The following is an 11,988-nucleotide window of genomic DNA, read 5'->3' as shown; positions in this document are numbered from 1 at the left end:
GCCCTGCTGGTAAAGATTCCAGGCTTAGTTGAACTCATCCCCCACCGGGTACCGGCTGTCATTCAGACTCTCCTTGATCTTGCGCAAATGCGGCTGGAAATCCACGCCCCGACGCAAGGTCATGCCCGTTGCCAGCACATCCAGTACCGTCAGTTGAATGATCCGCGAGGTCATCGGCATATAGATGTCAGTGTCTTCGGGCAGCGGAATGTTCAGGCTCACGGTGCTGGCCTTGGCCAGTGGCGAGTTCTCGGCGGTCACGCCCAGCACCGATGCGCCGTTTCCACGGGCGATGCGCGCCACCTCCACCAGCTCGCGGGTGCGTCCGGTGTAGGAAATGATCACGAACAGCTCGCCGGTATGCGCCACCGAGGCAATCATCCGCTGCATCAGCACATCGGCATGGGCGGTCACCGACAGGTTGAAGCGGAAAAACTTGTGCAAGGCGTCCATGGCCACCGGCGCTGAAGCGCCCAGGCCAAAGAAGTGGATCTGCCGGGCCTGGATCAACAGATCCACGGCCTTGCTGATCAGGTTCGGGTCCAGGGCCTGGCAGGCGCTGTCCAGCGACGCGATGGCGCTGCCGAAGATCTTCTGGGTGTAGGCCTCCGGGTTATCATCGGCCTCCACCGCACGGCTGACATACGCGGCGCCACTGGCGAGGCTTTGCGCCAGTTGCAATTTGAGTTCCGGGTACCCACTGACACCGAACGAGCGGCAGAAGCGGTTGACCGTTGGTTCACTGACCGAGGCAGCCTGGGCCAGGGCGGCGATAGAGAAGCGGGTGGCCTGCTGCGGGTTGAGCAGGATGACCTCGGCGACTTTTCGCTCAGCCTTGTTCAATTCTTCGAGGCGGTTCTGGATCTGTTCCAGAAGATTTCGCACGCGGTCCATTCAGTCTTTCCTTCGGGCGACGATGCAAATAAGGCCGGTAACCAATCGATGAGCGGCCCTTTAAGGTGGCCTATCCTACTGAGCGTAGCTGAACACCACCACACGGAATGCGCATTTCGGCAAAATGTTGTGGTTATTACTACATTTTTCCTTGAGTGATGCCTTGAAAAAAGGTATTTGTAGCTTAACTTGATAAAAGAACAAACATCATGCCTTCGATAACCGTAGAACCCTGCACCTTTGCCCTGTTCGGCGCCTTGGGTGATCTGGCGCTGCGCAAGTTATTTCCTGCCCTCTATCAACTCGATGGCGCCGGGCTCCTGCACGACGACACGCGCATCCTGGCCCTGGCCCGCGAAGCCGGTTCCGAGCAGCAGCACCTGAGTTTCATCGAGAAAGAACTGCGCAAGTATGTCGGTCAAGAACTCGACGAAGCCGTCGCCCAACGCTTCCTGGCGCGCCTGACGTACCTGCATGTCGACTTTTTGAAGACTGACGATTATGTCGCCCTGGCCGAACAGGTGTCCGCCGAACAGCCTTTGATTGCCTACTTCGCCACACCTGCGGCGGTGTATGGCGCGATCTGCGAGAACCTGTCCAAGGTTGGCCTGGCGGAAAACACCCGGGTGGTACTGGAAAAACCCATCGGTTCGGACCTGGAGTCCTCGCGCAAGGTCAACGACGCCGTGGCGCAGTTTTTCCCGGAAAATCGCACCTACCGCATCGATCACTACCTGGGCAAGGAAACCGTCCAGAACCTGATCGCCCTGCGTTTTGCCAATAGCCTGTTCGAAACCCAGTGGAACCAGAACTACATTTCCCACGTGGAAATCACCGTGGCCGAGCAGGTCGGCATCGAAGGGCGCTGGGGTTATTTCGACAAGGCCGGGCAACTGCGCGACATGATCCAGAATCACCTGCTGCAGCTGCTGTGCCTGATCGCCATGGACCCGCCCGCCGATCTGTCCGCCGACAGTATTCGCGACGAAAAGGTCAAAGTGCTCAAGGCCTTGGCGCCCATCAGCCCGGAAGGCTTGACCACGCAGGTTGTGCGCGGCCAGTACATCGCCGGCTACAGCGCCGGCAAACCGGTGCCGGGTTACCTCGACGAAGAGAACTCCAACACCCAGAGCGACACTGAGACGTTCGTCGCCCTGCGGGCCGATATTCGCAATTGGCGTTGGGCCGGAGTGCCGTTCTACCTGCGGACCGGCAAGCGCATGCCGCAGAAGCTGTCGCAGATCGTGATCCACTTCAAGGAACCGTCCCACTACATCTTTGCCCCCGAGCAGCGCTTGCAGATCAGCAACAAGCTGATCATCCGCCTGCAACCGGACGAAGGTATTTCCTTGCGGGTGATGACCAAGGAACAAGGCCTGGACAAGGGCATGCAACTGCGCAGCGGCCCACTGCAACTGAATTTTTCCGACACCTATCGCAGCGCGCGGATTCCCGATGCCTACGAGCGGTTGTTGCTGGAAGTGATGCGCGGCAATCAGAACCTGTTTGTTCGCAAAGATGAAATCGAAGCCGCGTGGAAGTGGTGTGACCAGTTGATCGCCGGGTGGAAGAAGTCCGGTGATGCGCCCAAGCCGTATGCGGCGGGGTCCTGGGGGCCAATGAGTTCCATTGCACTGATCACGCGGGATGGGAGGTCGTGGTATGGCGATATCTGAATTGAAACTGCCCCAGGGCGTAACGGCCCATGAGTACCGTTCTCCCGTGCTGCTGGCTGAAGGCTTGGCCAGTGACGTGGCCGAACAACTGCGCGCGGCCATCAGTGCGCGTGGCGAAGCGACCTTGGTGGTGTCCGGCGGACGCAGTCCGGTGGCGTTCTTCCAGCATCTGGCCAAACAAGGCCTGGACTGGTCCAACGTGACGATCACCCTGGCCGACGAGCGCTGGGTGCCGGTAGAGCACGCCGACAGCAACGCTGGCTTGCTGAAGAAGCATCTGCTGCAAGGTCCGGCGGCCAACGCCAGGTTCCTCAGCTTGTACAGTGCCAGCGCGAGTGTGGAAGATGCAGCCGAGCAGGCCGATCGCCTGCTGGCCGAACTGCCAGCGATTGATGTGCTGGTGTTGGGCATGGGCGATGACGGCCACACCGCATCGCTGTTCCCGAATAGCCCGAACCTGGGCGAAGCCTTGCAGGTCGACGGTACCCGCCGTTGCTGGCCAATGCTGGCACCCACCGTGCCGCACCAGCGCCTGACCATGAGTCGCGCGCTGCTGGCGAGTGCCAATTACACCGTGCTGTCGATCTCCGGCAGTTCGAAATTGACCACCTTGAGCGCCGCGCTGGCCAGTGACGATGTCGCTGCCATGCCGATTCGCGCGTTTTTGCAACCTACTTTAGAGATTTACTGGTGCCCATGAGCCAAGGATCAGCCGCTATGAAAAGCCCCCAATCGACCGTTTCCATGGCGGACAAAGTTGCCCTGATCGACAGTCTCTGCGCCAAGGCGCGAATTCTGCCGGTGATCACCATTGCCCGCGAACAGGACATTCTGCCGTTGGCCGACGCCTTGGCAGCCGGTGGTTTGACCGCGTTGGAAGTGACCCTGCGCTCGGAGTTCGGCCTCAAGGCCATCCAAGTGCTGCGCGAGCAACGCCCTGAGCTGTGCACCGGCGCCGGCACCGTGCTGGATCGTCACATGCTGGAAGCGGCGGAGGTGGCCGGTTCGCAATTTATCGTTACCCCAGGCATTACCCGTGACCTGCTGGAAGCTTCGGTGCACAGCCCGATCCCGCTGTTGCCCGGCATCAGCAATGCCTCCGGCATCATGGAAGGCTATGGCCTGGGCTATCGTCGTTTCAAGTTGTTCCCGGCGGAAGTCAGCGGTGGCGTGGCCGCGATCAAGGCCTTGGGTGGTCCGTTTGGCGAAGTGAAATTCTGCCCGACTGGCGGCGTCGGCCCGGCCAACATCAAGAGCTACATGGCGTTGAAAAACGTGATGTGCGTGGGCGGTAGCTGGATGCTGGATCCCGAATGGATCAGGAACGGCGACTGGGCGCGCATCCAGGAAGTCACCGCCGAGGCGCTGGCGCTGCTGGACTGATTGGATTTACCGAATCGTTGGTGCTGTGCTTAACGGCATTTTTTGCGGTGCACTTGGTCGGTGTACCGCTTTTTTTTGCCTATAGAAAGCCTGAGACCACTCCACAACTGAATGTGGGAGCGGGCTTGCTCGCGAATGCGGTGTGTCAGCCACAGATGATTCAACTGAACCACCGCATTCGCGAGCAAGCCCGCTCCCACATGTTCAACCAGTGTTCAACTCGGTAATGGCGTTAACCAGTGCATTGATGTCCGCAGCAGAGGTCAGCAACCCCGGCGTCACCCGTATACAGGTGCCGAACGCCGCGCCGACGCGAGTAGTGGTGAACAGGTTGTAATCCTCGAGCAAACGCTGGGCCATCACCTGCTGATCCCGCCCGACAAACTTGAACGCCGTAATCGCGCAATACAGCCTTGGATCATCCGAGGTCAGCACCTCAACCCCAGGCAATGCCCGCACCTGGCTCACCCAAAGATTGCGCAGGTAGTTCATCCGCGCACCTTTGGCCGCCGCGCCACCCAAGGCCCGGTGCTCTTCGAATACCTGCGGCAAGGTCATCAATGCAGGGATATTGGGCGTGCTGTAGGGCGTGCGCGCGCGAACATCGGTGGCTGGGTAATGGAACTCACCCATGTCCGGATCGATGTCCTCCAACCGTTCAGGTGCGATGTAGATAAAGCCCAGGGTCAGGGGCGCGCCAATCCATTTGTGCAGGTTGAAGCCGGCAAACGCGATGCCCAGCCGCGCAAGGTTAAACTCGATCTGGCCCAGCGCGTGGGCGCCATCCAGGATGATATCGACCCCGTGTTCCCGGGCTGCGGTGGCAATGGCTTCCACCGGCATCACCAGGCCGGTGCGATGAGTCACGTAAGTCAGCGCCATGAGCTTGAGGCGTGGATAGCGGGTGAAGGCGTCACGGTAGGTCTGCAGCAAGCTCTCGAAACTGGCGGGATGGGCGTGGGCAAGCTCGATGACTTCCACCCCACGATGACGGGCCAGCCAGCGCATGGCGCCTTTGACCGTGTCGTATTCGAGGTCGCTGATCAGGACCTGATCGCCGGGCTGCAGGCGATTGTAGTTGCGAATCAGCGATTGCAAGGCATCGGACGCGCAGCGGGTGAACGCGACAGCGTCCGGCTCGGTATCCAGCATTTGCGCCAGCAGTCTGCGGATCGCGACATTTTCCCCTTGCTCGAAACGTTGGCGTACATGCACCGAGTTGCTGCGGTTGATAAAGGCAACGTGTGCTTGATAGTGCGCCAGCACCTCACGGCTCATGCGCCCGAAGTAACCGTTCTCCAGGTTGATCGGGCCGGGCTCAACGTCATAACCCTGGGCGATGGCCTGCCAGTGACGCTCATTGTCTGCATTGCATGGCATGAAGTGCGCTCTTAGTGACGAGGGGCGGGCTTGCCGTGTTTGGCGCGCAACGGTTCCAGCAGCTCGGCCAAGCCGTTGTGATCGATTTCCTGCATCAACGCCAGCAGGCCGCCCAGCTCGCCATGGGGAAACCCCTCGCGAGCGAACCAATTCAGGTACGGGCCGGGGAGGTCGGCAATGATTCGGCCCTTGTATTTGCCGAACGGCATTTCGCGGGTGATCAGCAGTTCAAGTTTTTCGGGATTCATGGGACTTCAGGCGTTTGAGTCGAGGACTTCAAAAATACAGGCATTCTGCATGAAGGCCAAATGACAGATCATGCAAATAGCGCGCATACAGATTTTTCGATTATTTTTAACTCATTGATTTTTATGGGTTAGTTGTTTTTAAAAAACCTGGCACGGGTGCTGCAATCTCTATTGCAACCTTCATCAACCTGCATAAGGAATTGAAAAATGACTGACATCAACAAAGAATCGATCTCTGTTCTGAACGACCTGATCCAGACCAGCAAAGACGGTCAGGAAGGCTTCAAGACATGTGCTGAAGACATCAAGCATCCGCAACTCAAAGAGCTTTTCGTAAAACGTGCCGCTGACTGCGCTACCGCGGCTGCTGAACTGCAGGCTGCCGTGCGCGCCATGGGCGGCGATCCGGAAGATTCCGGCAGCGTCGCGGGTGCACTGCACCGTGGCTGGGTCGACGTGAAGTCGATGGTGACCGGTAAAGACGAAGAAGCTGTGCTGAACGAAGCCGAGCGCGGTGAAGACCACGCACTGAAGGCTTACAAGGAAGCGATCGAGAAGATCAACAAGCACAATCTGGTCGGCATCCGTGATCTGGTCGAGCGTCAGTTCCACGGCGCGCAACGCAACCATGATCAAGTCAAGGCCCTGCGTAACCAGGCGCGCGCTCAGTCTTGAGTCGTCGCTGGAAATAAAAAAGCCCCGCTGATGCGGGGCTTTTTCATGCCGCCGGATCAGCCGATGCTGATGGCTGGCAGCTCGGTCAAGGTCACCACCTGTTGCTTGCGCGGCGCGAGAATCTCCGCCTCGCCGTCCACCACCAGCTCATCGCGCTGGTTGAAGACTTGCGTGGCAATCCGCACACGGAATTTTGGCAGCTTCTCGAGAATTTCCAGACGCACGGTCAGGGTGTCGCCGATTTTTACCGGTTTCTGGAAGCTCATCTGTTGACCGATATAGATGGTGCCGGGCCCAGGCAGCTCGCACGCCACGGCGGCACTGATCAGGGCGCCGCTGAACATGCCGTGGGCAATACGCTCCTTGAACATGCTGGCCTTGGCGAATTCGGCATCCAGGTGTACCGGATTGTGGTCCCCGGACATGGCGGCGAACAGTTGGATATCGCGCTCTTCAACGGTTTTGCTGTAGCTGGCTTTCTGGCCAACTTCGAGGGCTTCATACGGGGTGTTGGTAACCTGGGTCATCTATGGGTACATCCTGTGGCTAATCGATAATCTTAATTTGTTGATTCTAAACAAAAAACATACGTTCATTCGCAGCGCGCCGGCCTGCCACGGGTCACGGCCTGTGCCAGCCATGCCAGCACATCGGCGGTCACCGCGTCGCGGTTGGTCTCGTTGAACACTTCGTGGCGCGCCTGCGGGTAAATGTTCAGTTGCAGATTCTGGCAACCGGCATCACGCAATGCCTCGACGAGACTCTTGAGACGCTTGCCCTCACTGACCGGATCACATTCGCCGCCCATCACCAGGATCGGCAGGCCGTGATCGATCTGGACGAGATTGGACGCTTTGCTGATTTGCTGCAAGCCGCCCAGCAGGTCGATCCACAACTGGTTGGTGCAACGGAAGCCGCACAACGGGTCGTTGATGTACTTGTCGACCTCGTCCGGGTCGCGGCTGAGCCAGTCGAATGCGGTGCGGTTGGGCTTGAAAGCTTTGTTGAACGAGCCGAACGACAGAAACTCGATCAGCGCGCTTCGGCCCCTGGGCCCTTGGCGCAGACGCTCTGCGCGGGCGATCAGGCGCGCCACGCGGTACAGCGCCACCGGCTGGAAATTCGAACCACTGAGAATCACTCCATGCAGGCTTGCGCTGTGGTGCAGCAGATAAGCCTGTGCGATGTAGCTGCCCATGCTGTGGCCCAGCAAGATGATCGGCACCCCAGGCGCTTGCTGGCCGATATGCTGGTTGAGGCTGGCCAGGTCGCCGACCACTTTGTTCCAGCCATCACGCTCGGCAAACAATCCGAGGGTGCCTGCGTCGGCGCTACGTCCGTGGCCGCGCTGGTCCATGGCGTACAGGCCATAACCCGCGTCGCACAGGGCCTGCGCCAGGCGTGCGTAGCGACCGCTGTGTTCGGCCATGCCATGGGCCAGCATGATCAACGCCTTGGGTGGCGCATCCGGCAGCCATTGGTTGACGTAGAGACGACTGTGGTCGTTGGCGGCCAGCCAGAAAGTGGTGTGGTTCATGGCGCTTCCTTTGCTCAGGGTCGTTGCAGTGTATAGCTCATCCTTGGGCAGGCGTCTGATCAGCCCTGGCCTCAGGCGCAAGATTCATACAATCAATGACACGGTTCTGTGTATTTGCCTGTTTAGTCATAGCTGCTAACGTCCCTGAAGCTCCGCTTCCTCTAAGTAGCAGGAGGCGGCCGGGCACATTCAGGTAAGAGGACAAGAATAATGCAACCTGATTTCTGGAATGACAAACGCGCGAAGGGTGTTTCCAGCGAGCTTGACCTGACGGCGTACAAGTCGGTGATCGAAGTCTTCGAGCGTTCCTGCAAAGCCTTTGCCGACCGTCCGGCATTCAGCAACATGGGGATCACCCTGACGTATGCCGACCTTGAACGCCAAAGTGCAGCGTTCGCCGGTTACCTGCAACACCAGACCGATCTCAAACCGGGCGATCGCATTGCGGTGCAGATGCCCAACGTTTTGCACTATCCGATTGCTGTGTTTGGCGCCCTGCGTGCCGGACTGACCGTGGTCAATACCAATCCGTTGTACACCCCGCGGGAGATGCGTCATCAGTTCAGGGATGCTGGCATTCGTGCGCTGGTCTACCTCAATCTGTTCGGTTCGCGGGTCGAGGAGGTGGCGGCTGACACCGAGATCGAATACCTGATCGAAGCCAGGATGGGGGATTTCATGCCCGCCGCCAAAGGCTGGCTGATCAACACCGTGGTCGACAAGGTGAAGAAAATGGTTCCGGCCTACAACCTGCCCCGGGCGGTATCGTTCAAGCGGGCGTTGCGGATGGGCGCAGGCCTGAGCATCACGCGGCATCCAGTGACCCTGGATGATATCGCCGTGCTGCAGTATACCGGCGGCACAACCGGGCTGGCCAAGGGAGCAATGCTGACCCACGGTAACCTGGTGGCCAACATGCAACAGGTTCGAGCCTGCATGTCGCAGGTCGACGAGAACGGTCATTCGTTGATCAAGGAAGGGCAGGAGGTGATGATCGCACCGCTGCCGCTGTATCACATCTATGCATTCACCGCGAATTGCATGTGCATGATGGTGACGGGTAACCACAACGTGCTGATCACCAATCCCCGCGACATTGGTGGCTTTATCAAGGAGCTGAAGAAATGGCGTTTCTCCGCGCTGCTGGGGCTTAACACGCTTTTCGTCGCGCTGATGGATCATCCCGACTTCAAGACCCTGGATTTTTCCAGCCTGAAGATTACCAATTCCGGGGGCACCGCCCTGGTCAAGGCTACCGCGGAGCGCTGGGAGCAGATCACCGGTTGCTCCATCGGTGAGGGCTATGGGCTGACCGAAACATCGCCGGTGGCCAGCACCAATCCTTACGGCAGTCAGTCACGCCTGGGGACGGTCGGCATTCCGGTGCCGGGCACGGCGATGAAGGTGATCGATGATGACGGCAGCGAGTTGCCCTTGGGGGAACGCGGCGAATTGTGCATCAAGGGGCCACAGGTGATGAAGGGCTACTGGCAGCAACCGGACGCCACTGCCGAGACCCTGGATGCCGAAGGCTGGCTCAAGACCGGTGATATCGCGGTGATCGACCCGGACGGCTTTGTACGCATTGTCGACCGCAAGAAGGACTTGATCATTGTCTCGGGCTTCAATGTCTATCCCAACGAGATCGAAGACGTGGTGATGGGCCATCCGGCTGTTGCCAACTGCGCGGTGATTGGCGTGCCTGACGAGCGTACCGGCGAAGCGGTGAAGCTGTTTGTGGTACCTCGCGCCGAAGGTGTGAGCCTTGAAGAGTTAAAGGCTTACTGCAAGGCCAACTTCACCGGTTACAAAGTGCCCAAACACATTGTGTTAAGAGAATCGTTGCCGATGACGCCGGTGGGGAAAATTCTGCGCCGCGAGCTACGCGACATCGCCTGAAGTGAAATAGGGTCAAAAGTGTGGGAGCGGGCTTGCTCGCGAATGCGTTGGTTCAGTCGATATATCGGGTGACTGACTCAGCGCATTCGCGAGCAAGCTCGCTCCCACATGTGTGGTTTTTCGCCCAGTAAGGCCCATTCCAGAGCGGATTTCAGCAATATAGAATTTTTGCTCTAAAAATGACTACTAAATATTCTTGAGTCATGTTTATGACTGTGGGGGCTTCTTTTGGCTCTAGGCGGCTCCTGGCAAAGCTGCTACTCTCGGCGCGCTTTGTGACCTCTCGGCTTGCTTGAAACAGCCGGAATCACCCTGAAAAAGACAAACAAATAATAATCGCATCAAATGCGGTGAACGAATTCGCGTCGCTGAGGAGTGGGCTTCCATGATCGAAGACTTTTGGAAGGATAAGTACCCCGCCGGGATTGCTGCACAGATCAATCCAGACGAGTATCCAAATATTCAGGCGGTACTGAAACAGTCCTGCCAGCGCTTCGCCAACAAACCGGCTTTCAGCAACCTGGGCAAGACAATCACCTACGGTGAGTTGTTTGAGTTGTCCGGCGCTTTTGCCGCGTATCTGCAACAGCATACCGACTTGCAGCCCGGTGATCGAATCGCGGTGCAATTGCCCAACGTCCTGCAATACCCGGTTGCGGTATTCGGCGCTATCCGTGCCGGCCTGATCGTGGTTAACACCAACCCGCTGTACACCGCGCGGGAAATGGAACACCAGTTCAATGATTCCGGCGCCAAGGCTTTGGTCTGTCTGGCGAACATGGCGCATCTGGCTGAAAAAGTCGTTCCCAAGACCTCCGTCAAGCATGTGATCGTCACCGAAGTAGCCGACCTGTTGCCACCGCTCAAGCGGTTGTTGATCAACAGTGTCATCAAGTACGTGAAGAAAATGGTCCCGGCCTATCATTTGCCCCAGGCCCTCAAGTTCAATGATGTCCTGGCCAAGGGACATGGCAAGCCCATCAACGAAGCCAATCCCGACAGCGATGATGTCGCAGTGCTGCAATACACTGGCGGTACCACCGGCGTGGCCAAGGGCGCGATGCTGACCCACCGCAACCTGGTGGCGAACATGCTGCAGTGCAAGGCGCTGATGGGCTCCAACTTGCACGAAGGGTGCGAGATCCTGATCACGCCGTTGCCGCTGTATCACATCTATGCCTTCACCTTTCATTGCATGGCGATGATGTTGATCGGCAACCACAACATCCTGATCAGCAACCCGCGCGACCTGCCGGCGATGGTCAAGGAACTGTCGAAGTGGAAGTTCAGCGGGTTTGTCGGGCTGAACACCTTGTTCGTGGCCCTGTGCAACAACGACGCCTTCCGCAAGCTGGATTTTTCGGCGCTGAAAGTCACTCTGTCGGGCGGCATGGCCCTGCAATTGGCAGCGGCGGAGCGCTGGAAAGCGGTCACCGGCTGCTCCATTTGCGAAGGTTACGGCATGACCGAAACCAGCCCGGTGGCCACCGTCAACCCGATCCAGCATATCCAGATCGGTACCATCGGTATTCCGGTGCCGTCGACCCTGTGCAAAGTCATCTCCGATGACGGTGCCGAGTTGCCACTGGGCGAAATCGGCGAGCTGTGCGTCAAGGGCCCACAAGTGATGAAGGGCTACTGGCAGCGTGAAGATGCCACCGCCGAAATCCTCGACAGCGAAGGCTGGTTGAAGACCGGGGATATCGCGATCATCCAGCCTGACGGCTACATGCGCATTGTCGACCGCAAGAAGGACATGATTCTGGTCTCCGGTTTCAACGTCTATCCCAACGAGCTGGAAGATGTACTGGCGGGGCTTCCGGGCGTACTGCAATGCGCAGCCATTGGTGTGCCGGACGAGAAATCGGGGGAGCACATCAAGCTCTTCATCGTGGTCAAACCGGGTGCGACGCTGACCAAGGAGCAAGTGATGGAACATATGCGCGCCAACGTCACCGGCTACAAGGTGCCGAAGGCCGTTGAGTTCCGCGATGCGTTGCCGACCACCAACGTCGGCAAGATCCTGCGCCGTGAGTTGCGCGACGAAGAACTGAAAAAGCTCGGGCTGAAAAAGTAATCCGATCCTAAACAAAAGCCCCGCACCGCCGGTAATACTGTTCAGTCAAGGCCAAGTAATCCGTGGCGAGGGGCTTGTTCTGTGGCGAGGGGGCTTGTCCCCCGTTGGGCTGCGCTAGCAGCCCTGAAACCTGCCGCCTGGGTTTGACTGGAGGACCGGAGAGGCCTTTTAGGGGCTGCTGCGCAGCCCAACGGGGGACAAGCCCCCTCGCCACAGGAC

The 11,988-nt window shown here is 58.5% G+C and carries 11 protein-coding genes; 6 read left to right on the top strand and 5 right to left on the bottom strand.

Going from position 1 to position 11,988, the window contains the following annotated elements; translation table 11 throughout:
* Positions 1 to 24: 24 nt before the first annotated feature.
* On the bottom strand, positions 25 to 885 hold the full coding sequence (locus AC6CIA_RS24520; RefSeq protein WP_339530898.1) for a MurR/RpiR family transcriptional regulator: 861 nt from the start codon (positions 883 to 885) through the stop codon (positions 25 to 27).
* 218 nt (positions 886 to 1,103) lie between these two features.
* On the opposite strand from AC6CIA_RS24520, the gene zwf reads away from it, so the two are divergent.
* The 3 genes from zwf to AC6CIA_RS24505 are packed head-to-tail and all read left to right on the top strand — an operon-like array spanning position 1,104 to position 3,953.
* Positions 1,104 to 2,570: a glucose-6-phosphate dehydrogenase gene (zwf, locus tag AC6CIA_RS24515; protein ID WP_498315694.1), complete on the top strand. Its 1,467-nt coding sequence runs from the start codon at positions 1,104 to 1,106 to the stop codon at positions 2,568 to 2,570.
* A complete protein-coding gene (gene pgl / locus AC6CIA_RS24510) occupies positions 2,557 to 3,270 on the top strand; it encodes a 6-phosphogluconolactonase (protein ID WP_498315693.1) in 714 nt (237 codons plus the stop codon). Before zwf ends, pgl begins: the two co-directional genes overlap by 14 nt.
* A gap of 17 nt (positions 3,271 to 3,287) precedes the next feature.
* The gene (locus tag AC6CIA_RS24505) at positions 3,288 to 3,953 is read left to right on the top strand and encodes a bifunctional 4-hydroxy-2-oxoglutarate aldolase/2-dehydro-3-deoxy-phosphogluconate aldolase (protein WP_498315692.1); all 666 of its coding nucleotides are present in this window, start codon (positions 3,288 to 3,290) and stop codon (positions 3,951 to 3,953) included.
* A gap of 204 nt (positions 3,954 to 4,157) precedes the next feature.
* Here AC6CIA_RS24505 and AC6CIA_RS24500 read toward each other — a convergent pair whose 3' ends face one another.
* Positions 4,158 to 5,333: an aminotransferase class V-fold PLP-dependent enzyme gene (locus tag AC6CIA_RS24500; RefSeq protein WP_498315691.1), complete on the bottom strand. Its 1,176-nt coding sequence runs from the start codon at positions 5,331 to 5,333 to the stop codon at positions 4,158 to 4,160.
* A gap of 11 nt (positions 5,334 to 5,344) precedes the next feature.
* Positions 5,345 to 5,581: a DUF3820 family protein gene (locus AC6CIA_RS24495; RefSeq protein WP_005790761.1), complete on the bottom strand. Its 237-nt coding sequence runs from the start codon at positions 5,579 to 5,581 to the stop codon at positions 5,345 to 5,347.
* A 207-nt stretch (positions 5,582 to 5,788) separates the two neighbouring features.
* Between AC6CIA_RS24495 and AC6CIA_RS24490 the strand changes: the two genes are divergently transcribed.
* Positions 5,789 to 6,256, top strand: a complete 468-nt coding sequence (locus AC6CIA_RS24490; protein ID WP_498315690.1) for a ferritin-like domain-containing protein — start codon at positions 5,789 to 5,791, stop codon at positions 6,254 to 6,256.
* A gap of 56 nt (positions 6,257 to 6,312) precedes the next feature.
* Here AC6CIA_RS24490 and AC6CIA_RS24485 read toward each other — a convergent pair whose 3' ends face one another.
* Together AC6CIA_RS24485 and AC6CIA_RS24480 are read right to left on the bottom strand one after the other, a co-directional pair.
* Positions 6,313 to 6,783, bottom strand: a complete 471-nt coding sequence (locus AC6CIA_RS24485; RefSeq protein ID WP_498315689.1) for a MaoC family dehydratase — start codon at positions 6,781 to 6,783, stop codon at positions 6,313 to 6,315.
* 65 nt (positions 6,784 to 6,848) lie between these two features.
* Positions 6,849 to 7,793: an alpha/beta hydrolase gene (locus AC6CIA_RS24480; RefSeq protein WP_498315688.1), complete on the bottom strand. Its 945-nt coding sequence runs from the start codon at positions 7,791 to 7,793 to the stop codon at positions 6,849 to 6,851.
* Positions 7,794 to 8,003: 210 nt separating this feature from the next.
* On the opposite strand from AC6CIA_RS24480, the gene fadD2 reads away from it, so the two are divergent.
* Both fadD2 and fadD1 read left to right on the top strand, forming a co-directional pair.
* Positions 8,004 to 9,692, top strand: a complete 1,689-nt coding sequence (gene fadD2, locus AC6CIA_RS24475; protein ID WP_498315687.1) for a long-chain-fatty-acid--CoA ligase FadD2 — start codon at positions 8,004 to 8,006, stop codon at positions 9,690 to 9,692.
* 385 nt (positions 9,693 to 10,077) lie between these two features.
* Positions 10,078 to 11,769: a long-chain-fatty-acid--CoA ligase FadD1 gene (fadD1, locus tag AC6CIA_RS24470; protein WP_498315686.1), complete on the top strand. Its 1,692-nt coding sequence runs from the start codon at positions 10,078 to 10,080 to the stop codon at positions 11,767 to 11,769.
* Positions 11,770 to 11,988 lie beyond the last annotated feature (219 nt).

The sequence above is a fragment of the Pseudomonas sp. GQ91 genome (genome assembly GCF_059758795.1).
The sequence above is the reverse complement of the archived record's forward strand: the minus strand, read 5'-3'. Positions and strand labels throughout refer to the sequence as shown.

Excerpts from the sequence above, each read along its gene's own strand:
- AC6CIA_RS24485 (WP_498315689.1), bottom strand. The coding sequence starts at position 6,783 with ATGACCCAGGTTACCAACACCCCGTATGAAGCCCTCGAAGTTGGCCAG.
- fadD1 (WP_498315686.1), top strand. The coding sequence starts at position 10,078 with ATGATCGAAGACTTTTGGAAGGATAAGTACCCCGCCGGGATTGCTGCA.
- fadD2 (WP_498315687.1), top strand. The coding sequence starts at position 8,004 with ATGCAACCTGATTTCTGGAATGACAAACGCGCGAAGGGTGTTTCCAGC.
- AC6CIA_RS24500 (WP_498315691.1), bottom strand. The coding sequence starts at position 5,333 with ATGCCATGCAATGCAGACAATGAGCGTCACTGGCAGGCCATCGCCCAG.
- AC6CIA_RS24495 (WP_005790761.1), bottom strand. The coding sequence starts at position 5,581 with ATGAATCCCGAAAAACTTGAACTGCTGATCACCCGCGAAATGCCGTTC.
- AC6CIA_RS24480 (WP_498315688.1), bottom strand. The coding sequence starts at position 7,793 with ATGAACCACACCACTTTCTGGCTGGCCGCCAACGACCACAGTCGTCTC.
- AC6CIA_RS24505 (WP_498315692.1), top strand. The coding sequence starts at position 3,288 with ATGAAAAGCCCCCAATCGACCGTTTCCATGGCGGACAAAGTTGCCCTG.
- zwf (WP_498315694.1), top strand. The coding sequence starts at position 1,104 with ATGCCTTCGATAACCGTAGAACCCTGCACCTTTGCCCTGTTCGGCGCC.
- AC6CIA_RS24490 (WP_498315690.1), top strand. The coding sequence starts at position 5,789 with ATGACTGACATCAACAAAGAATCGATCTCTGTTCTGAACGACCTGATC.
- pgl (WP_498315693.1), top strand. The coding sequence starts at position 2,557 with ATGGCGATATCTGAATTGAAACTGCCCCAGGGCGTAACGGCCCATGAG.